General features: G+C 40.3%; 1 pseudogene. It reads right to left on the bottom strand.

Annotated elements, in window-relative coordinates:
- Positions 1-195 precede the first annotated feature (195 nt).
- A pseudogene (locus AC3G7N_RS21970) lies at positions 196-580 on the bottom strand (MBL fold metallo-hydrolase); the annotation flags it as partial.

Below are 580 nucleotides of genomic sequence, written 5' to 3' on the forward strand. Positions count from 1 at the left end.
GTCTCATTTTTAGATTTATTCAGATCATCATTTAAGGCTTGGTAGATGTCCTTTTCATAAGTTTTCAGCATGTCTCGCAGTTTTTTCAGTTGTTCCTTGCGAAAAGCATAGGGGAGTGTCTGCTCGGATTTAAAAAATGTGCGCTGGTTATTGACCAAAGTATGGAATGGATTCATCGTAAAAACTCCTTCGCCATTATTTTTTAGTAGGGATGTCCATTACAAAAAAATCATGTGCAAGTTTCGTGTTCGAAAAAATAGATTGAGCTTCCCGAACCAGGTCCTGACTGTCTTGTTTTTGATAACGTGAGGAAATATGAGTCAGCACAAGTTGACGGACCGAACTGTCCTTTGCCAGGGTTGCTGCTTGTACCGTTGTTGAATGGAAATATTGATCAGCAAGATCCTCATTTTCCCGGTTAAATGTTGCTTCATGAACTAACACATCGGAATCAAGAACAAATTCTGTATTGGTTCCTGTTCGACGTGTATCCCCTAAAATGGAGATGGTGCGGCCTTTTTTGTCTGGACCCAAAAAGTCGGATCTGGCAATAGATTGACCATTTGGTAGAATGGTTGTC

The organism is Virgibacillus carmonensis, from assembly GCF_057836705.1.